The sequence below is a fragment of the Amycolatopsis kentuckyensis genome (assembly GCF_002155975.1).
Taxonomy (GTDB): Bacteria; Actinomycetota; Actinomycetes; order Mycobacteriales; family Pseudonocardiaceae; genus Amycolatopsis; species Amycolatopsis kentuckyensis.
Genome location: NZ_MUMI01000364.1, coordinates 1 through 17,397, shown reverse-complemented (window position 1 = coordinate 17,397; position 17,397 = coordinate 1). Strand labels below are relative to the sequence as shown.

The window sequence follows — 17,397 nt, the reverse complement described above, 5'->3', positions numbered from 1 at the left end:
CTCCCCGACCTGCCGGGCCTCCTCGATCTGCCGGGCCTCACCAGACCTCCCCGACCTGCCGAGCCTCCCAGGCCTCCCCGACCTGCCGGGCCTGCCGGGCTTCCCAGGCCTCCCAGGCCGAAGCGGCTCACAACCGGACCGGCAGCGTCTCCAAGCCGTGCACCAGCGAGCTCGGCCGGTAGACCAGCTCGTCCGGCTTCGCGTCCAGCGCCAGTCCCGGGAACCGCTCCAGCAATCCGCCGAGCGCGATCTCCGCCTCCAGCCTGGCCAGCGGTGCCCCCACGCAGTAGTGGATGCCGTGCCCGAACGCCAGGTGGCCGCCCGCCGCGCGGGTGATGTCCAGCTTGTCCGGCTCCGGGTAGCGCTCCGCGTCGCGGTTCGCGCCCAGCAGCGACACCAGCACGAACTCGCCCTTGGGGATCGTCACGCCGGCCACCTCGACCGGCTCCGCCGTGAACCGCAGCGTGGCCAGGTGGATCGGGCCGTCGAAGCGCAGGAACTCCTCCACCGCGCCCGGCAGCAGCTCCGGCTCCGCGCGCAAGCGGGCCAGCTGCTCCGGCGCGCGCAGCAGGGCCAGGACGGCGTTGGCGATCAGGTTGACCGTCGTCTCGTGGCCGGCCACCAGCAGCAGGAACGCCATCGAGACCAGCTCGGGCTCGGACAGCGAATCGCCGTCGTCGCTCGCGTGGACCAGGTCCGACAACAGGTCTTCGGCCGGCTCGGCGCGCTTCTGGGCGATCAGGTCCGTCAGGTACGCGAACATGCTCGCCGCCGCGGCCTGCATCTGCTCCGGGCGCTTCGCCGCGCTCAGCAACGTCTTGGACCAGCCGGAAAACTCCGTGCGGTCCTCCTCGCGCACGCCGAGCAGCTCGCAGATCACCGTGATCGGCAGCGGCGCGGCGAACGACGCCACCAGGTCGGCCCGCTCCTGCCCGGCCAGCGCGTCGAGCAGCTCCGCGGTGATCTCCTCCACCCGCGGCCGCAGCCGGGCCACCGTGCGCCCGGTGAACGCCTTGTTCACCAGCTTCCGCAGCCGCGTGTGGTCCGGCGGGTCCGAGTTCAGCATGTGCCAGTTCAGGTCCTGCCCCAGCCCGTTCAGCAGGGCCTCGGGCGGCAGCTTCGCTTCGGACACCGCGCGGATGCCCTGGCTGTTCTTCTGCAGCCGCGGATCGGCGAGCAGCGCCCGCGCCTCCGTGAACCCGGTGACCAGGTAGCACGGCAGCCCGCGCGGTGGCAGCCGCACGTGGCGCACCGGCCCGCCACCGCGCAGGATCTCCGAGAACACGTGCGCGTCCTGGGCGAAGTCCTCCGCCACCTCGACGATTTCGTCGGTCGTCACGTCAGCCCCCATCGCTCACCGCGTCAGCGCTCGGCCAGTGCCGCCACGACGCGCTCGGTCACGTCCTGCCAGTATGCCCGCTGTTCCTCGCGCTCTTGGGCGCCCGCAAGCCATTCCTGGTGGAACCGCAGCGTCGTCTTCGCGCCCGAACCGCTCAGCCGCACCTGCACGGTCGAGTCGTGGTCCCAGTCGCTCGGCCGCCACGTGAGACGCACCCGGTCGCCGTCGACGAAGCTGCGGATCTCGCCCACCGTGCCGTTCGCCGTCTCGTACTCCGCGCCCGCCTGCTTGGGCAGTTCGACACCCGGACCGAGCCAGATCGCGACCCCGTCCCGGCTGACCAGGAAGTCCCACACCGCTCCGGCCGGGTACGGCAGGGTGCGCGAAACGCCGATGTTCCACCCGACATCGGCCGTCTTCCCCGTTGAAGAAGTCATGTCCTCATCCTCGCACCGGGGTACGACAAAAACGGCAGCCGGGCCGGGTGCAGGATGGGCACCCGTGCGCTACCGCCCGATCTCCCCCGCCGTCCTCGCCGGCGAACTCACCGATCGCATCGACGCGCTCACCGGGCCGCGGCTCGCGGTGGCCGTCGACGGCGCAGCGGGTGCCACGGAAACCGCGGAACTCGCCGACGCCCTGGTCGATCCGCTGCGCCTGCGCGGCCGCGCGACGCTGCGCGTGTCGGCCCGCGACTTCCTGCGGCCGGCGTCACTGCGCTTCGAGCACGGCCGCACGAACCCCGACGCCCGCTACACCGACTGGCTCGACCTCGGCGCGCTCCGCCGCGAAGTCCTGGAACCGCTGAAGGGGTCCGGCGAGGTGCTGCCGTCGCTGTGGGACGCCGAGCGCGACCGGGCGACCCGTGCCGGGCGGGTGGCGCTGCCCGAAGGCGCCGTCGTGCTCCTCGACGGCGAACTGCTGCTCGGTGCCGGGCTGACCTTCGACCTGGCCGTGCACCTGTGGCTGTCCCCCGCCGCCCTGCGCCGCCGCGTGCCGGACGCCTGGGCCGTCCCGGCCTACGAACGCTACGAGGAAGAGGTGGATCCGGGTTCGCTCGCCGACGTCGTCGTGCGCGTCGACGATCCCCGGCACCCGGCGCTCTACACGCCTTAGCGGACGGCGGCCACCGGATCGCCGTCCAGCAGGCCGGACAGCCGCCCCGCCATGACGTCCCAGCGCCAGTTCGCCGTCACCCACTCCCGCCCGGCCTGGCCCATCCGGCGCGCGCGCACCGGGTCGGCCAGCAGGCTGGCCAGGGTCTCGCTCAGCTGGACGACGTCCCGGCCCTCGACGACGTGCCCGGTGACCTCGTCGAGCACCGCTTCGGGCGCTCCGCCGGAGTTGCCGGCGACCACCGGCAGGCCGGTCGCCGAGGCCTCCAGGTAGACGATGCCGAGCCCTTCGACGTCGAGGCCCTTGCCGCGGGTGCGCGCGGGCATCGCGAAGACGTCACCCGCGGCGTAGTGCGCGGGCAGCTCGGCCCACGGCACCGACCCGGTGAGCACGACGTCGCGCTCCAGGCCCAGCCCGGTGACCAGTTCGGTGAGCTTCTTGCGGTAGGGGCCGCCGCCGACGATCAGCAGCGCCGCGTCCGGGACCCGCTCGCGGATCGAGGGCAGCGCGCGGATCAGCTGGTCCTGGCCCTTGCGCGGGACCAGCCGCGACACGCAGACGACGGTCGGCCGGTCGCCGAGGCCGTGCCGGGCGCGGATCTCCGCGCGCCCGGCCGGATCCGGCCGGTACACCTCGGTGTCCACCCCGGACGGCAGCAGCTCCAGCCCCGCCATCGCGCCGAACGCCGCGGCGAAGCGGCCGCGGGTGTACCGGCTGACGTAGGTGACGACGTCGGCGGTGTCGCCGATGCGCCGCAGCGCCTGCCGCGACGCCGGGAGCATCGACCAGCCGACCTCGTGGCCGTGCGTCGACGCGACGACGCGGCGCGCGCCGGCCCGCCGCAGCGGGTGCCCCAGCAGCGCGAGCGGCGCGGCGGCGCCGAACCAGACGGCTTCGCAGTCCCGCGCCCGCATGATCTGCTTGGCCCGGCGGAACACGTCCGGCGTCGGCAGCATCAGCGACGTCGGGTGCCGGACGACCTCGAACGGCGCCGCGGCGTCGAACTCCTCGTGCGACCCCGTCCGCGACTCCCACGACGGCGCGTAGACGACCAGGTCGTCCGCCGGCAACCGGGTGGCGAGGGAGTTCAGGTAGTTCTGGATCCCCCCGGGCCGGGGCGGGAAGTCGTTGGTCACGAGCAGGGTCTTGAGCACGTCCCAGAGGCTAGCGCGGGACACCCACGGCGAAGGGGCGGCACCGCGTGTGCGGTACCGCCCCTTCGCCGATGCTGCTTCGGGGGTTACGACGTCGGGCGGCGCGCTCCCGAGTACTGGCTCTGCAGCGGCGAGATCTTCACGACGTCACCGGTGTCGGGCGCGTGCACCATCTTGCCGTCGCCGATGTACATGCCGACGTGCGAAACGGGCGAGTAGAAGAACACGAGGTCGCCCGGCTGGAGCTGGTCCCGCGGCACCGCGGCGCCGAAGGTGGACTGCTCGCGGCTGGTCCGGGGGATGGTCAGCCCGGCCTGCCCGTAGGCCCACGACGTCAGGCCCGAGCAGTCGAACGTGCTCGGTCCGGTGGCGCCGTACTTGTACGGGCTGCCCAGCTTGCTCATCGCGGCGTTCACGGCCGCCTGCGCGGCCGCCGTGGGCGCCTTGATGCTGGTGGGCGGGGCGCCACCGCGGTCCTTCTGGGCGGCCTTGTCCGACGCGCTGAGGTTCTTGTTGGCCGCCTCGAGCTCGTCGATCTGGTCGTTCAGCGTCTTCTGCTTGGCCTTGATGTCCTCGGTCAGCTTGGCCGCGGCGTCGCGCGCGTCCTGCGCGCGCTTGGCGGCGTCGCTGGCCTTGGCGGCCGCGTCGGTGGCCTGCTGAACGGCACCGGTGAGGTTGCCCATCGCGGCGTTCTTGCCGGTCGCGATGACCTCGAGCGCCGAGGAGCGGTCGAGGAAGTCCTGGGTGGACGTGCCGGCCAGCAGCGCGGACAGCTTGTTCAGCTGGACACCGCTGGTGAACGACGCACCGGCGAACTTGTCGACCTCGGTCTGGTACTTCTTCTGGCTTTCGGACGCCAGGGTGGCCTGCTGCTTGGCCGCGTTGACGTCGCCGGTGGCCTTGTCGAGCTCGCCCTGCTTCTTCTTCAGGTCGTCCTGGGCGGACAGCAGGTCTTCGTTGAGCTTCTCGGCCTGGGCCGCGAGATCGCGGTACTTGGCGAGCGCGTCGGAGCCGGTGGGTGGGGTCTGGAGAACGGGGACGGGGGCGGCGGTGGCCGTTGGCTGCGCCACGGTGACGAGGGCGATCACCGAGGCCGCGGCGAGGGCACCTGAAACCACGCGCCTGAGGGAATGCGACTGCACGGTCGCGCGGGTCTCCTTTGGTCTCGGCCGCCGAAGGGGACCGGGGCACGAAGAGGTCGGGGTGTTCCCTCTTCACCGCTGTCCCACCCACCACGCGCCCGGACCGTGCGAATTCGACATGCACGAGCCGCAACAGGTGAAGCACGCGGTGGTGGTTCCGGTTCCCAGCTTCCCGACAAAGCTGCGTCCGGCGGCGATCCCGTGTCGCCGCCTCCACAGACGGCCGGGGGCCACGAGATCTCGGACAGGTTACGAAAAGACCGCCACCACGTCCACCACCTCTCCGCCAAAAACTCTGCGTGACGCCGCTGAACACCATCGGACCAGGGCGGGAGGAAACATGTGATGGGCGTTACACGCTGGGGTTTCTCCGGAGGGCTTTTCGACTACCTACCGTTCACCGATTCAATCGACCATTCGGCGCGCCGTCACGAAACGGTGGAAATCAGGCCGTGCGCCGGATCGGTTCTTCCACCAGCCGCAGGTGCGGCACCATCCCGGCTTCGGCCAGCGCGTCGATCGCGCGCCGCTCGTCGGCGTCCCACACCACCGCGGGTGGGGCGCCGAGCAGCACGCTCACGACGCAGTCGTGGCACGAGATGCCGCGCACGACGCAGCGGTCGCAGTCGACCACCAGGTTCTCGATGTCCGAAACGGCGATGTGCGAGACGTCCACTTCGGACAGCTCGGGGGTGTCGGCCATGTGGTCCTCCTCACGTTGGGACTGACTGAGGAGGACGGTAGGCGCCACCACCGACAGTTTCGGTGCGTCAGACCCTGGACAGGCGGCTGACCAGCACCGATGACGGCGCGGGGTGGGCGCCGCGGCCGCGCACGGAGTCCGCGACCGCCCGGTCGGACGTCGCGACGACCATCGGCCGCCCGGCGGGCTCGGCCGCGACCAGGTTGCGGATGACGTCGTCGGCCAGCACCCCGCGGTCGGAGAAGAGCACCCGCACCCCGCGGGGCACCGACGCGGGGACGGAGAGCACGCCCGCCCCGTCGAACACGACGGTGACCTCGGCGGACGTGCGCGCGGCCAGCGCGGACAGCTGGTGGATGAGCCGGTCGCGCTGGTCCGCGAGGGCGAGTTCGGGGTAGCCGGTCTTGGTGACGTTGTAGCCGTCGACGATCAGGTGCACGTTCGGCAGCGCGAGGTAGCGGTCCAGGGTGGACACGTCGGCGATCTTGCCGCCCTGGCCGGTGCCCGAGCTGGCGCCGCGGACCATGTCCGCCGGGCGGGCGCCGCGCGCGCCGAGGGCGAGCTCGCGGCGGAGGCCGGTGACGGCGCCGTCGATGGTGTCGATGAGCAGGGCGAGCCGCACCTCGTCGGCCTGCCGGGCCTCACGCGCGGACTGGCGGGCGATCTCGGCGTCGGCGACCGCCCGTTCGGCGCGGGCGCGCTCCCCGGCGACGCGCTGGCGTTCGCGCTCGAGCTGGGCGTTGAGGGCGGCGATCTCGTCGTTGCGGGCGGCGGAACCGCGTTCGGCGTCGGCGGACGCCGCTTCGGCCGCGTCCCTGGCTTGGCGCAGCTGGACGCCTTGCTCGCGAAGGCGCTTCAGAAGCTTCTCGACTTCGCCTTCGCGCTCGCCGCGGGCGTTTTCGGCGGCTTGTTTCGCCTCGGCGAGTTCGGCCCGGGCCTGGACGAGCTCGGCTTCGAGCCGCTGGGCGCGGGCGAGCGCGGCGTCCCGTTCGGCGCGCAGGGCGTTTTCCTCGGCGTTCCGGGCGACCAGGCGGACGCGCCCGGTGGCCCCGGACTCGCCGAGCAGGACGGCGGCGGCCGCCGCGGCGACGGAGTCGACGGCGTTGGGGTCGAGCGCGTCGGTGCGGTGCTCGCGCAGCCACTCGATGACGGCGGTCCGGAACTGCGAGGAGTCGCCGAGAGCGGCGAGCAGGGCGGCGCCGCCGAGCTTGGCGCGCTTGGCCGGGGCGAACTTCGCGACCGGCCGCAGCTGGCGCGGCACGTCGGTGGCGGGCAGCTTGGCGACGGCGGCCGCGGCGAGCTCGGCGATGCGGTCGCGGACCGGTTCGGGCAGCGCCGGCCAGGTGGCGGGTTCGGGATGTCCGGCCTGGTCAGCGGGCTCCTCGGCCGGCTCGGCGCGCGAGGCGACACCCGAGGGACCCACCGGGTCCCCGGGCGGCTCCGGCACGAGCGGCTGCGGGTGCATTGGTCCAGGGTAGGCCCCGCCTCCGCATCCCGCCCCGCGCACCACACGGACCGGCTGCGCGCGGAAACTGTCGGTGGTCCCGCCTACAGTCCGAGCCCATGCGTTCGGTCCAGGCCCAGCTCGCCTTCGACGAGCTCGGAACCCCCTTGCGGGACACCACTTTCGTCGTCTTCGACCTCGAAACGACCGGGGCTCCGCCGGGGCCGTCAGGGATCACCGAGATCGGGGCGGTGAAGGTGCGCGCGGGCGAGGTGCTGGGCGAGTTCGCGACGCTGGTGAACCCGGGCACGCCGATCCCGCCGCAGATCGTCTCACTGACCGGGATCACGCAGGCCATGGTCTACGACGCGCCGCCGATCGAGGAGGTGCTGCCGGCGTTCCTCGAGTTCATCGGGGGTGCGGTGCTGGTGGCGCACAACTCCGGCTTCGACACGTCCCACATGCGGGCGGCGTGCGAGGGGCACGGGTACGTGTGGCCGAAGGCGACGGTGGTGTGCACGGTCCGGCTGGCGCGGCGGGTGGTGCCGCGGGACGAGGTCGGGCGCTACAACCTGACGGCGCTGGCGCTGCTGTTCGGGGCGAGGACGCGCCCGACGCACCGCGCGCTGGACGACGCGCGCGCGACGGTCGACGTCCTGCACGGGCTGCTGGAGCGGGTCGGGAACCTGGGCGTGCACTCGCTCGAGGAGCTGATGGGGTACCTGCCGGAGGTGACCGTCGCCCAGCGGGCGAAACGGCACCTGGCGGCGGACCTGCCGTCGGCCCCGGGCGTCTACCTGTTCAAGGGGCCGAAGGACGAGGTCCTGTACGTCGGCACGGCGAAGGACCTGCGGCGGCGCGTGCGGACGTACTTCACGGGCTCGGAGAACCGCAGCCGGATCCGCGAGATGGTCGCGCTGGCCGAGCGCGTCGACCACGTGGTGTGCGCGCACGCGCTGGAGGCGGAGGTGCGCGAGCTGCGGCTGATCGCGGCGCACCGGCCCGCGTACAACCGGCGGTCGAAGAACCGGCACCAGGGCTGGTGGATCGGCTTGACGGACGAGGCGTTCCCGAGGTTGTCGGTGGTCCGCCTGCCGCGGCCGGGGGTGCTGGGCCCGTTCCGCAACCAGGCGGACGCCCGCACGACGGCGGACACCCTGGCCGGCGCCTCGGGGCTGCGGACGTGCACCCAGCGGATCTCGCCGCGGTCGGCGAACGGGACCCCGTGCGTGCTGGCGGAGCTGGGGCGCTGCGGAGCGCCGTGCGCGGGACGGCAGAGCGTGGAGGCGTACGGCCCGGCGGTCGAGTCGGTGTCGGGGCTGATCGCGGGCGTGGACGGCGGGCCGTTGCACGCGGCGGCGGCACACGTGGAGCGCTTGGCGGCGGGCCAGCACTACGAGCAGGCGGCCCGGCACCGCGACGAGCTGGCGGGGCTGATCCGGGCACTGGGCCGCGCGCACCGGCAGGCCTCGCTGGCGTCGATCGGCGAGCTGATCGCGGCGGCCCCGGACGGCACCGGCGGCTGGGAGCTGTCGGTGATCAGATACGGCCGGCTGGCTTCGGCGGGCGTGGCGCCGCGCGGGGTGCCGCCGATGCCGGTGGTGGAGGCACTGGTGGCATCGGCGGAGACGGTGCTCCCGGACCCGGGCCCGTTGCACGGCGCACCACCGGAGGAGGTGGGGGTGTTGTTGCGGTGGCTGGCGCGGCCGGGGGTACGACTGGTGCGAACAACTCGCCCATGGGCCGAACCGGCGGCGGTCGCGGGCTGGCGGGGATGGCTGGATTTGGTCGCCGACGCGCATTCGCTGGAACACGTGCATTGACCGGCCCGCGGGGTCGGCTGCGTTTCCGGGAGCCGGCCGGCGCGGCGGGCGCAGAGGGAGGCCGGCTCGCGCGCGGAAAAGGCCGGCTCGCGTGATCCCGAGGACCGGCTCTCGCGCGCCAGGAAGACCGGCTCGCGTGCCCCGGAGCGCGACCGCGCACCCCGAGGACCAGCCCGCGCACCGGCAAGACCGCCCCGCGTAACCCGAGCGCGACCGCGCACCCCGAGCACCGGCAAGACCGGCCCGCGTAACCCCGAGAACCAGCCCGCGCATCGGCAAGACCGGCTCGCGTGACCCCGAGCGCGACCGCGCACCCCCCGAGCCAGCCCGTGCACCGGCCGGCGTGCCGAGAGGCCGGGCGGCGTTCCCCGAGGGCCGATTCCTATCCGTCCCAGTCCGCGAGGCGAGCCCCTGCCTCCGCGAGGAGTCAGGCCGCCGAGGCGTCGAGCGCGTCCAGCAGCCACGTGTGGGCGAGACCCATCGGTGCCGCCTCGCCGGTGACCTCGCCCGCCAGGTGCCAATAGCGGCGCAGCCGCGGATTCCGGTCCGGTGCCGTCCGGTGGTTCAGCGCGCGCCGGAAGGCCGGGCTGTCCGCTGCACCCAGGGCCGCCGCGTGGGCCGCCACGAAACGGTCCAGCTCCGGGCCCGGGGCCGGACGGGCTCCGGCCGCCACCAGGGCGCCCGCCAGCTCGCACGCCTCCCCCACCTCCGCGTGGAGCGCGCCCAGGTCCGCGATGCGGTCGTGGCCCACCAGGGTGCTCGCCTTCAGGTCGACCGCCAGCCGGGTGTCCGACGCCAGCAACACCAGCTCCGCGTACGCCACCACCTGGGCCGTCGACGGCTGGGACGGCGGCTCCGGGGCACTGATCTCCAGAAACATCCGAGCCGTGTCCGGAGGGATCCGGCCCGTCGTCATCGGGCGCCACAGGCGGACCAGCGCCTCGCGCGCCGCATCCCCGTCCTGGACCGCCGACAGCAGCTCCAGCCGGGCCGCGCGGTCGGCCGGCGCCGCCTCCGCGACCGCTCGGAGCACCGACCGCCGCCAGCTCAGCGTGGCCAGCTCGCGGTCGAGGGCCGTCCGCTCGGCCGCCACCGCCTCGTCGAGGGAACTGCGGCCGGCGAGGACGTCCGTGATCGGGCGCAGGCCGAGCCCGAGCCCGCGCAGCCTGCGCACCAGGGTGAGCCGGTCGATCGCCGCGCCGTCGAAGCGGCGGTGACCGCCCGTGCTGCGGACCGGCTCCAGCACGCCCTCGTCGCAGTAGAACCGGATCGTGCGGACGGGCACGCCCGTGCGGCGCGCCAGCTCACCGATGCCGAGTGTGTCTCCGGTCACCTTCCGTCGAACCTCCAGCCGGGTGGAATTCCTACGGTACGGCCATGGACAACGCCACCCTCGCCGCAGGGCTCCACCAGCACACCGCCGGGTTCGCCGAAGCCGTCGGGAACGCCGATCCGGACGAACGGGTGCCCACCTGCCCGGAGTGGCCCTTCCGGGTGCTCGCCGGCCACATCGGCCAGGCCCACCGCTGGGCCGCGAGCATCGTCCGGGACGGGCCGTCGCCGGTTCCCGACCCCTTCGACGCCGACCCGGGCTCGCCCGACAAGTGGTCCGGCTGGCTCCGCGAAGGCGCCGAGGACCTCGAAGACGCCGTGAACGCCGCCGGTGACACGCCGGTGTGGACCTTCTTCGGCCCGCAGCCGGCCCGGTTCTGGCTGCGCCGGATGCTGCACGACACGACCGTCCACCACGCCGACGCCGCCTTGGCCACCGGAAAGAGCTTCACCGTGGCCCCGGACCTCGCGGCCGACGCGATCAGCGAGTGGCTGGCAGTGCTGGCCGACCCCGTCACGGCGAGCCTCAACCCGGCCTTCGCCGAGCTCCGCGGCACCGGCCAGACCCTCCGCCTCGAACCCGGCGACGGACCGGGCTGGCTGATCACCCGGACCCCCGGCGGTGTCCGGTGGACCCGGGAAAGCGCGCCCGCGGACGTGACGCTGACCGGCCCCGTGAAGGACCTCCTGCTCGTGTTCACCCGCCGCCTGCCCCTGGACCGCGTCACCGTCACCGGCGACGAAGCACTCGCCGCGCACTGGCTGGCCCACACCGCGGCGTAGCTAGGATCGCGGGCGACACCCGCAGACGAGTCTTGGAGGACCCAGGTGATCACCGCGATCGTGTTGATCCAGGCAGAGGCGGACGCGATCCCGGACGCGGCGCAGGCGATCGCCGACATCGAGGGTGTCGGCGAGGTCTACTCGTGCGCCGGGGACGTCGACCTCATCGCCACGGTGCAGGTGTCCACGCACGAGGGCCTGGCCGACCTGATCCCCGGGAAGATCGGGAAGGTGCCGGGCGTGCTGAACACCGTCACGCACATCGCGTTCCGGTCCTACAGCCGCGCCGACACCGAATCGGCCTTCTCGATCGGCGTGGAGGATTGAGCGAGCTCCCCGCGGAGCTGGCCGACGCCCTCGCGGCCGCCCCGGACGCCGCGGCGCTGTTCGAGGCGCTGCCGCCGTCCCACCGGCGTGAGTACGTCCAGTGGGTCGCCGAGGCCAAGAAGCCCGAGACGCGCGTCTCCAGGGCCGAGAAGGCCATCACCAGGCTCCGCGACAGCGGCAAGAAGTAGAAACGGCGAAGGCCACCTCCCGGAGGAGGTGGCCTTCGCCGTGGGTGGAGCTAGTGGTCCGTCTGCTTCGCGGCCGCCGCCGTCTCGGCGGAGTCGAACTCGCCGTGCTGGCCGTGCTGGCCGTTCTCGGCTCCGGAGTGCCCGTTGCCGTGGCCGTTGGCCCGCTGCAGGGCCGCGGTCTCCTCGGCCGGGTCCGGCGACCAGAACGTGCCCGGGACGGCCTGACCGGCCGAGCCCAGCTTGTTCATCTTCTTCGGCACCGACGCGCCCTGGTACTCGAGCGGGATCGCGTGGCCGTGGCTGTCCACGCCGGCCAGCGGCTGGTGGATCTCGATGAACTCACCGTGCGGCAGCCGCTTGATGATGCCCGTCTCGACACCGTGCTCCAGCACCTCGCGGTCGGCCCGCTGCAGGCCCAGGCAGATGCGGTAGGTGAAGTAGTAGGCCAGCGGCGGCACGATCAGCACGCCGATGCGGCCCGCCCACGTCGTCGCGTTCAGGGAGATGTCGAACTGGTCGGCGATGATGTCGTTGAAGCCCGACAGCTCGATGACCATGAAGAAGCCCAGCGCCATCGCGCCCAGCGCCGTGCGGACCGGGACGTCCCGGGGCCGCTGGAGCAGGTTGTGGTGCGCGGTGTCCTTGGACAGCTTGCGCTCGAGGAACGGGTAGGCCAGCAGCAGGCCGATCAGGATCGGCATGCCGATCGCGCCGGGGAAGAACACCGCCGGGATCGTGTAGTTCCCGAGGTAGACCTCCCACGCGGGCCAGATCCGGAGCATGCCGTCGGCCCAGGCCATGTACCAGTCGGGCTGCGAACCCGCCGACACCTGCGCCGGGTTGTACGGGCCGAAGTTCCACACCGGGTTGATCTGGAACAGGCCCGACATCAGCGCCAGCACGCCCACGACCAGGGTGAAGAACGCCCCGCCCTTGAGCGCGAAGTACGGCATGATCCGGACGCCGACGACGTTGGTCTCCTTGCGGCGCACGCCCGGGAACTGCGTGTGCTTCTGGTACCAGACCAGCGCCAGGTGCACCCCGACCAGGGCGAGCATGATGCCCGGCAGCAGCAGGATGTGCAGCGTGTACAGGCGCGGGATGATCTGGTCGCCGGGGAACTCCCCGCCGAACAGCGCCCAGTGCAGCCAGGTGCCCATGACCGGCACCGAGAGCACGATGCCCGACAGCGTCGCGCGGATACCGGTACCGGAGAGCAGGTCGTCCGGCAGCGAGTAGCCGAAGAAGCCCTCGAAGCAGCCCAGGACCAGCAGCAGGCCGCCGATCACCCAGTTCGCCTCACGCGGGCGCCGGAACGCACCGGTGAAGAAGATGCGCAGCATGTGGACGGCCATGGACGCGACGAAGATCAGCGCGGCCCAGTGGTGCAGCTGCCGCATGAACAGGCCGCCGCGGACGTCGAACGAGATGTCCAGCGTCGTGCGGAACGCCTGCGACATCTCCAGGCCCTGCATGTTCGTGAAGCTGCCGTGGTAGACGACCTCCTGCATGGAGGGGTCGAAGAACAGCGTCAGGTACACACCGGTGAGCAGCAGGATGATGAAGCTGTAGAGCGCGATCTCGCCCAGCAGGAACGACCAGTGGGTCGGGAACACCTTGTTCATCTGGTGCCGCAGGCCCTTGGCCAGCTGGTACCGCTGGTCGGCGTTGTTCGCGGCCTCGCCCACGTGCCGCTCCACGGCGCTCGACCCCTTGGTCGGCGTGGTGAGTGAACTCATGACTTACGCTCCCAAAAGGCCGGACCGATGGCCTCGATGAAGTCGCCTCGCGCGATCAAGTATCCCTCTTCGTCCACCGTGATCGGTAGCTGGGCCAGCGGACGGGTCGCCGGGCCGAAAATCGGCTTGGCGTAGTGGAGGGCGTCGAACTGCGACTGGTGGCACGGGCACAGGATGCGGTTGGTCCGCTGCTCGTACAGGGAGGTCGGGCAGCCGACGTGGCTGCAGATCTTCGTGTACGCGTAGTAGTCGCCGAAGTTGAAGTCCTCCTGGCCGGCCCGCTTGACCACCTTGGCGGCGTCGGTCGGGCGCAGGCGGATCAGCATGACCGGGTTGTCGACGCGGGTCAGCGCGGCGGCCAGCTTCTCGGCGTCGTTCCGCTCGGACTCGCGGAACGGGAACACCGTCTCCATCGCGCCCGCGTCGAGGTCCTCGGCCTTCACCAGCGAGATCTCGGTCTCCTTGCCGTGCTCCACCTCGACCGGCTTGCCGGTGTTGCGGCGCAGGTAGACCTTCTCGCCCGGGAAGTTCGGCTGCCAGCCGGTGTGCCACAGCGACTCGCGGGTCTCGGTGTCCTTCCACGGGTCCTTGATGAAGGACGCGATCGGCAGCGCCGCGGCCGCGAGGCCGAGCGTGCCGGCCCCGGCGATCGCCGAGCGCTTGATCAGCGACCGGCGGGCGATGGTGCTGCGGTTCCCGGCGTCGGCCAGGTGCGCGAGGATCGTCGCGCGGTCGACCTCGGCCGAACCCTCGCCCTGGTTGTCGCTGCGCTGCTGCACCGCGACCTCGGCCGGCACGAACTTCTTCGTGTACAGGATCACGCCGATGCCCAGGCCGAGGATGGCCAGGCCGAGCGTGAGGCCCAGCATCGGGGTGTAGAGGCTGTACCAGAAGTGGCCGCTCTCGTTGTCCGGCGACTCGTACTTCCACGGCCACCAGATCAGCGAAACGACGAACCCGAGCCCGGCCAGCGCCGACAGCCCGAACCAGAACGCGACCAGGCGCTCGGCCCGCTTCTCCGCGCGGGTGCCCTCCACGGGCCACGGGGTCGGGTACTCGACGATCTCGACGCCGTCGAGCGCCCCGCCCAGCTTGACCAGCTGGTCCCGGTCCATCTCAGCCAGCTCCGCCTCCGACGGCGGCTTCGGCCCCTCGGCACTCATGCCTTCGATCCAATCCACAACGTCACGCCGATCAGCGCGGCGATCCCGACGATAAAGGCGATGACGCCCTCCGAAGCGGGGCCGACCCCGCCGAGGCCGTTACCACCCGGGTCATTGTTGCCGTCCGACACCGACTTCACGTAGGCGACGATGTCCTTCTTCTCCTCCGGCGACAGCTGCCGGTCGGAGAACTTCGGCATGTTCTGCGGACCGGTGAGCATGGCCGTGTAGATCTGCTCTTCGCTGGCCGGGTCCAGGTTCGGCGCGTACTTGCCGGCGGACAGCGCGCCACCGCGGCCGGTGAAGTTGTGGCACGACGCGCAGTTGAGGCGGAACAGCTCGCCGCCGCGGGCCGGGTCGTCGCCGCGCAGGGCCTCGCCCTTCTCGGCGGGCCGCTGGGCGCCGCCGCCGTGCGCCTGGATGTAGGCGCCGACCGCGTCGATCTCGGCCTCGGTCAGCTTCGGCGGCTTCCGCTCGATCTGCGCCTCCTGGCGCGCGGCGGGCATCCGGCCCGAAGAAGTCTGGAAGTACACCGCGGCGTCGCCGATGCCGATCAGGCTCGGGCCGCGGTCCTGAACGCCCTCGAGGTTCGCGCCGTGGCAGGCGATACAGGTGTTGTTGTAGACCTGCTCGCCGAGGCGGAGCTGCGCCGGCGTGCCCTGGGCCTGCGCGGTCTGCGGCTCCGGGGCGAACACGGCGTACAGGGCGCCGGCGCCCACCAGCGCGATGCCGAGCGCGAGCAGGCCGGCGAACCGCCTCCGCAGCTTCGACCGCGCGCGGTAGCGGCGCTCCGAGGACTTGGTGCTGGTGGTCATCTTGCGGCAACCCTTGCTGTCAGTTCAGGCCGATGGTGAAGGTGGTGGCGGCTGGGCGGACCTACGGAAGGAGGTAGATCACACCGAAGAGGCCGACCCACACGATGTCGACGAAGTGCCAGTAGTAGGACACGACGATCGCCGACGTGGCCTGGGCGGGCGTGAACTTGCTCAGTTTCGTGCGGATGAGCAGGTACACGAAGGCGATGAGCCCGCCGATGACGTGCAGGCCGTGGAAACCGGTGGCGAGGTAGAAGACCGTGCCGAACGGGCCGGACGGGATCGTCATCCCCTCTTCGACCAGGTTGTGGTACTCGTTGGCCTGGCCGCCGACGAAGATCGCGCCCATGATCAACGTGATGATGTACCAGCGGCGCAGCCCGTAGACGTCGCCGCGCTCGGCGGCGAACACGCCGAACTGGCAGGTCAGCGAGGACAGCACGAGGATCACCGTGAACGGGATCGCGTACGCCACGTTGAGGTGGAACTCCTCGCCGTGCAGCGGCGGCGGCCACTGGCCGGACGAGTTCTGCGCCTTGACGGTGAAGAACATCGCGAACAGTCCGGCGAAGAACATCAGCTCGCTGGAAAGCCACACGATGGTGCCGACACTGACCATGTTCGGCCGGTTCAGCGAGTGGACCCGCTGACTGATGGTGGGAGCTGCCGTTGTCACGCGTCGCATTATGTCCTCTCGCACCACCGCTCCGCCGGGTGGGTCCACGGCGGGTCGTCTGCGTAACCGATCACACCGGATGCCCGGGAAGGTGAGAGCTACTCATGGGTTTACTCGACCGGCTGCTTGACCTGGTCAAAAAGCGCGAAGCCCCAGGTCTGACACCCGATGCGCCCGGGCTGGAGATCGTCGCCGAGGCCTTCGACCCGGTCGTCGCGGACTCCGCCGTGCTCGCCGGTTCACCCGCCTGGGTCAGCACGGCACCGGCCGTTCTGCGGCACCACCTGCTGCTGCCGCCGGACCGGCTCGAGGAGGCGGCGTCGATCCTCGCCCAGGACGGCTACGAGCTGCGGGAACAGTCCCCTTCGGAGGATCTCGCGCGGGTGCTCGCGGTCCGCGTGCAGGTGCTCGACGCGCTGCACTGCGCCCAGGAACGGTCCCGGATGGCGGGTCTCGCGCAGCGATTGGGCGGCGACGCGCTGGGCTGGGACGCGCTCCAGCCGGAGCCGACCGCGTGATGTCGGTCTCTGCCGATACGATCGCTCCAGACGTGCGGTGATGAGACGGAGGCGTGCCTGATGGGCGAGCGGTCGATGCGGGTCCTGGTGTTCAGCCACAAGGCGGAGGTGCGCGAGGCGATCGTGAACGCGGTCGGCCGCCGGCCCGCCGCGGACCTGGCGCGCGTGGACTACGTCGAGGCGGCCGGCATCGCGGACGTGCTGTCCGAGGTGGACGCGGGGAACGTCGACCTGGCGATCCTCGACGGCGAGGCGCAGCCGACCGGCGGCATCGGCCTGTGCCGGCAGCTGAAGAGTGAAATCACCGACTGTCCCCCCATCGTGGTGGCCGTGCGGCGCAAGGACGACCGGTGGCTGGCCACCTGGTCGCAGGCGGACGCCGTGCTGGTGCACCCGCTGGACCCGCTGACCGCCGCGGAGACCGTCGCCGACGTGCTGCGCGCGCGACGGGTCCCCGTCGTGAACGGCTGAGCCCGGTGACCACCCCGGTCCCCCGCACCTGGCCACCCCTGCTCAAGCAGCTCGTCGCGGGCGTCGACCTCTCCGCGGAGGACACGGCGTGGGCGATGGACCAGATCATGAGCGGCGCGGCGAGCCCGGCCCGGATCGCCGGGTTCGCGGTCGCGCTGCGCGCCAAGGGCGAGACGCCCGAGGAGATCGCCGGCATGGCGGCCACGATGCTGGCGCACGCCAAGCGGGTCGAGCTGGACCGCCCGGCCGTCGACATCGTCGGCACCGGCGGCGACGGCTCCAACTCGGTGAACATCTCGACGATGGCGACGATCGTCACGGCGGCGGCCGGCGCGCCGGTGGCCAAGCACGGCAACCGCAGCGCGTCGTCGAAGTCCGGCGCGGCGGACGTGCTCGAAGCACTCGGCGTCCGGATCAGCCTGCCGCCGGAGGACGTCCGGCGCAGCCTCGCCGAGGTCGGCATCGGGTTCTTCCTGGCGTCGGCGTTCCACCCGGCGCTGCGCCACGCCGGCCCGGTGCGCAGCGAGCTGGGCATCCCGACGACGTTCAACCTGCTCGGCCCGCTGACCAACCCGGCCCAGCCGGGCGCGGCGCTGATCGGCTGCGCGTACCCCGACAAGACGCGGGTCCTGGCGGAGACGTTCGCCCGCCGCGGCACGCGCGC

General features: G+C 72.1%; 19 protein-coding genes. 8 read left to right on the top strand and 11 right to left on the bottom strand.

Features of this window, described 5'->3' with window-relative positions:
* Nucleotides 1-127 precede the first annotated feature (127 nt).
* Together CCN39_RS31425 and CCN39_RS31420 are read right to left on the bottom strand one after the other, a co-directional pair.
* Nucleotides 128-1,339, bottom strand: a complete 1,212-nt coding sequence (locus CCN39_RS31425) for a cytochrome P450 family protein (RefSeq protein ID WP_086848154.1) — start codon at nucleotides 1,337-1,339, stop codon at nucleotides 128-130.
* Between the two features lie 23 nt (nucleotides 1,340-1,362).
* Entirely contained in the window at nucleotides 1,363-1,776 is a 414-nt protein-coding gene (locus tag CCN39_RS31420) for an SRPBCC family protein (RefSeq protein WP_086848152.1), read from the bottom strand.
* A 64-nt stretch (nucleotides 1,777-1,840) separates the two neighbouring features.
* On the opposite strand from CCN39_RS31420, the gene CCN39_RS31415 reads away from it, so the two are divergent.
* Entirely contained in the window at nucleotides 1,841-2,455 is a 615-nt protein-coding gene (locus CCN39_RS31415; protein WP_086848150.1) for a nucleoside/nucleotide kinase family protein, read from the top strand.
* Here the strand turns inward: CCN39_RS31415 and CCN39_RS31410 are convergent.
* The 4 genes from CCN39_RS31410 to CCN39_RS31395 all read right to left on the bottom strand — a co-directional run bounded on the left by CCN39_RS31410 (nucleotide 2,452) and on the right by CCN39_RS31395 (nucleotide 6,919).
* Nucleotides 2,452-3,609 carry a glycosyltransferase family 4 protein gene (locus tag CCN39_RS31410; RefSeq protein WP_086848148.1) on the bottom strand — a complete coding sequence of 386 codons (1,158 nt, stop codon included), beginning with the start codon at nucleotides 3,607-3,609 and terminating at the stop codon, nucleotides 2,452-2,454. The genes CCN39_RS31415 and CCN39_RS31410 overlap by 4 nt on opposite strands.
* Before the next feature lie 86 nt (nucleotides 3,610-3,695).
* The gene (locus CCN39_RS31405) at nucleotides 3,696-4,751 is read right to left on the bottom strand and encodes a C40 family peptidase (protein WP_208630462.1); all 1,056 of its coding nucleotides are present in this window, start codon (nucleotides 4,749-4,751) and stop codon (nucleotides 3,696-3,698) included.
* 445 nt (nucleotides 4,752-5,196) lie between these two features.
* Entirely contained in the window at nucleotides 5,197-5,454 is a 258-nt protein-coding gene (locus CCN39_RS31400) for a hypothetical protein (protein WP_086848143.1), read from the bottom strand.
* 67 nt (nucleotides 5,455-5,521) lie between these two features.
* Nucleotides 5,522-6,919 carry an NYN domain-containing protein gene (locus CCN39_RS31395; protein ID WP_086848141.1) on the bottom strand — a complete coding sequence of 466 codons (1,398 nt, stop codon included), beginning with the start codon at nucleotides 6,917-6,919 and terminating at the stop codon, nucleotides 5,522-5,524.
* 98 nt (nucleotides 6,920-7,017) lie between these two features.
* On the opposite strand from CCN39_RS31395, the gene CCN39_RS31390 reads away from it, so the two are divergent.
* A complete protein-coding gene (locus CCN39_RS31390) occupies nucleotides 7,018-8,721 on the top strand; it encodes a DEDD exonuclease domain-containing protein (RefSeq protein ID WP_086848139.1) in 1,704 nt (567 codons plus the stop codon).
* A 427-nt stretch (nucleotides 8,722-9,148) separates the two neighbouring features.
* Here CCN39_RS31390 and CCN39_RS31385 read toward each other — a convergent pair whose 3' ends face one another.
* Nucleotides 9,149-10,054 (bottom strand): MerR family transcriptional regulator, encoded by a 906-nt coding sequence (locus CCN39_RS31385; RefSeq protein ID WP_086848137.1) that lies wholly within the window; start codon nucleotides 10,052-10,054, stop codon nucleotides 9,149-9,151.
* Between the two features lie 44 nt (nucleotides 10,055-10,098).
* Here CCN39_RS31385 and CCN39_RS31380 point away from each other — a divergent pair, with 44 nt between their 5' ends.
* The 3 genes from CCN39_RS31380 to CCN39_RS31370 are packed head-to-tail and all read left to right on the top strand — an operon-like array spanning nucleotide 10,099 to nucleotide 11,351.
* Nucleotides 10,099-10,836, top strand: coding sequence for a maleylpyruvate isomerase family mycothiol-dependent enzyme (locus CCN39_RS31380; RefSeq protein WP_086848135.1), 738 nt, complete (start codon nucleotides 10,099-10,101; stop codon nucleotides 10,834-10,836).
* A gap of 45 nt (nucleotides 10,837-10,881) precedes the next feature.
* Complete coding sequence (locus CCN39_RS31375) at nucleotides 10,882-11,163, top strand: Lrp/AsnC family transcriptional regulator (protein WP_086848133.1); 282 nt, start codon at nucleotides 10,882-10,884, stop codon at nucleotides 11,161-11,163.
* A complete protein-coding gene (locus CCN39_RS31370; RefSeq protein WP_086848131.1) occupies nucleotides 11,160-11,351 on the top strand; it encodes a YdeI/OmpD-associated family protein in 192 nt (63 codons plus the stop codon). Before CCN39_RS31375 ends, CCN39_RS31370 begins: the two co-directional genes overlap by 4 nt.
* A gap of 50 nt (nucleotides 11,352-11,401) precedes the next feature.
* Here CCN39_RS31370 and qcrB read toward each other — a convergent pair whose 3' ends face one another.
* The 4 genes from qcrB to ctaE all read right to left on the bottom strand — a co-directional run bounded on the left by qcrB (nucleotide 11,402) and on the right by ctaE (nucleotide 15,753).
* Nucleotides 11,402-13,090, bottom strand: a complete 1,689-nt coding sequence (gene qcrB / locus CCN39_RS31365; protein ID WP_086848129.1) for a cytochrome bc1 complex cytochrome b subunit — start codon at nucleotides 13,088-13,090, stop codon at nucleotides 11,402-11,404.
* Nucleotides 13,087-14,253, bottom strand: coding sequence for a cytochrome bc1 complex Rieske iron-sulfur subunit (gene qcrA / locus CCN39_RS31360; protein WP_086848127.1), 1,167 nt, complete (start codon nucleotides 14,251-14,253; stop codon nucleotides 13,087-13,089). The genes qcrB and qcrA overlap by 4 nt, the downstream gene beginning before the upstream one ends.
* Complete coding sequence (qcrC, locus tag CCN39_RS31355; RefSeq protein ID WP_086848125.1) at nucleotides 14,250-15,068, bottom strand: cytochrome bc1 complex diheme cytochrome c subunit; 819 nt, start codon at nucleotides 15,066-15,068, stop codon at nucleotides 14,250-14,252. Before qcrC ends, qcrA begins: the two co-directional genes overlap by 4 nt.
* Before the next feature lie 61 nt (nucleotides 15,069-15,129).
* Nucleotides 15,130-15,753: an aa3-type cytochrome oxidase subunit III gene (ctaE, locus tag CCN39_RS31350; RefSeq protein WP_086681061.1), complete on the bottom strand. Its 624-nt coding sequence runs from the start codon at nucleotides 15,751-15,753 to the stop codon at nucleotides 15,130-15,132.
* A gap of 95 nt (nucleotides 15,754-15,848) precedes the next feature.
* Here ctaE and CCN39_RS31345 point away from each other — a divergent pair, with 95 nt between their 5' ends.
* The 3 genes from CCN39_RS31345 to trpD all read left to right on the top strand — a co-directional run.
* The gene (locus CCN39_RS31345; protein ID WP_086848123.1) at nucleotides 15,849-16,262 is read left to right on the top strand and encodes a ribonuclease E inhibitor RraB; all 414 of its coding nucleotides are present in this window, start codon (nucleotides 15,849-15,851) and stop codon (nucleotides 16,260-16,262) included.
* Between the two features lie 60 nt (nucleotides 16,263-16,322).
* The gene (locus tag CCN39_RS31340) at nucleotides 16,323-16,733 is read left to right on the top strand and encodes a response regulator (protein WP_086848121.1); all 411 of its coding nucleotides are present in this window, start codon (nucleotides 16,323-16,325) and stop codon (nucleotides 16,731-16,733) included.
* Between the two features lie 5 nt (nucleotides 16,734-16,738).
* The coding region (gene trpD, locus CCN39_RS31335) for an anthranilate phosphoribosyltransferase (protein ID WP_086848119.1) at nucleotides 16,739-17,397 on the top strand (659 nt) is incomplete at its 3' end.